Annotated in this window: 1 protein-coding gene; it reads left to right on the plus strand. The window is 59.8% G+C overall.

The window, feature by feature from the left end; genetic code table 11:
* A partial coding sequence (locus WCA53_RS20410; protein ID WP_423914906.1) for an AMP-binding protein occupies positions 1-1,034 on the plus strand: 1,034 nt, incomplete at its 5' end.
* Between the last annotated feature and the right edge of the window lie 1,007 nt (positions 1,035-2,041).

A 2,041-nucleotide genomic window follows, 5' to 3' on the forward strand; every position in this document is an offset into this window, starting at 1 on the left:
TTGCGTTCCTGCAGTACACCGGCGGCACGACCGGCAACCAGAAGGCGGCGCTGCTGACGCACCGGAACATCATCGCGAACGTGCAGCAACTGGCTCACTGGTTCAAAGCGGACTTGAGCGCACCCGACGAATGCGTGGTCACGATCCTGCCGATTTATCACATCATGGGGCTGACTGGGAACTGCCTGTTTGCAGTGGCCCAGGCGTGGAGGAACGTGCTTGTGCCGAACGCTCGCGACCTGACGCATTTTGTCGATGAGTTCCGGGTCCACCGTTTTTCGTTCCTGGTCGGCGTGAACACATTGTTCAATGCGCTTCTCGATTTCGAACCGTTCCGCGCGCTCGATTTCAGCTGCCTGAAGCTGACATGTGGCGCTGGCGCCGCCGTGCCGCCATCGGTCGCGCGGCGCTGGCACGAACTGACCGGCTGCAGCCTCACCGGCGCTTACGGGCTGACCGAAGCATCGCCATCGGTCTGCATCGTGCCGCGACATGCAACAGGCCACGCCGGCAGTGTCGGTGTTCCGCTTCCGTCGACCGACGTGATCCTGGTCGACGCAGACGGCAACGAGATGCCGCCCGGCATATCGGGGGAAATCGCGGTCAAGGGACCGCAGGTGATGAGCGGTTACTGGAACCGTCCCGACGAGACGCGCGACGTGTTCACGAAGACAGGCTTCCTGCGCACCGGCGATATCGGGGTGATCGATCCGGACGGGTTCATCACGATCATCGATCGTAAGAAGGACCTCGTGCTGGTCTCCGGCTTCAATGTGTATCCGAACGAAGTCGAAGCCGTCATTGCGGGACACAGTGGCGTGTGCGAATGCGCTTGCATCGGCGTGCCCGATGAAAAAACCGGCGAGGCCCTCAAGGTGTTCGTGGTCACGCGTGACCGGGATCTGACCGGCGCCAGCCTGCAGCAGTATTGCCGCGAGTTCCTGACCGGATACAAGGTGCCGCGCCAGTTCGAATTCCGCGACACGCTGCCGAAATCCCCGGTAGGGAAAATCCTCCGCCGTGCGCTGCGCTGATATCCCGTCAAGACGGGACAGCATCGCACGACAACGCGTATTTGAGACTGACATGACAAACGATTATTCCCCCACCTTTGCGCGCCTGATGACCCCGCTTGCGCTCGGCTTCACGACTCTGAAAAACCGCGAGGGCGGGCGGCCACGGCTTCTTCCATCGCGTCGACGCGTTCGCTATCGAGTTTCAATGTACGCGCGGTAAATACGGTAGTCCAGGTCTGCCCGTCGATACTCGCTGGGAATCTCCTCGACAATGCAAAATACGCGCGAGCCGCTGCGATCGCCCTTCGTTGCGTCGACTTCAAGAATTGCGTCGGTCAGCTCGCGGGCGAGACATTCCGATTCCTTCCCAACGCAGCGCGATTGACCACAGCTTCGCCGAGCGCCTGCATTGGGCGTCTGTGTTCAGTGAACCTTGCGCGAAGGTGACATCCATAAGTGGCATAGCCAGTTCTCCTGAGATTGAAGGGCGGGTACAGCAAGGATTGCCTAGCGCCTGGATGGGAGAGGTGTCGCACTTCCCCGCGCGAGCTTCGGCCCTTCAGGGCGATAGTGGGGAACCCGCGTGACCGAGGGATTTAAGGTAACAGTCATGGCGGAGTGCTGTTTGCATCTCCGTGCACGGAGAATTGCCGTATAGCGCACTCGCCGTCTTCGCCGAAGACCGGGAGAGGGTGAGGCTTGCTGTGGCTAGCACGCGTTGCGAAGTTGCGAAGTTGCGAAAGGGCAGTGCGCGCAAGATCAACTCCGTGTGCACTATGGAGCAAGGTCGCTAATGCCAACGAGTAGAACCGGCAGTCGGAAGATGGCTTGATTTTGCCGGCATATTTAATCTACTCTTTATTGATCATAGGCATCTTGATGCCACTGGGCGGCCTGACCGATTAATCTTTCGCACCGGCGACGCGTCGTCCCGCCAGCGTCGAATCACACGCGCGCTTCGGGACACGCTCCATCAGTGCATATAACATGGGATCCGCCATGGAAATCAAGTGGATTGAGGACTT

Source organism: Caballeronia sp. (genome assembly GCF_049581465.1).
GTDB lineage: Bacteria > Pseudomonadota > Gammaproteobacteria > Burkholderiales > Burkholderiaceae > Caballeronia.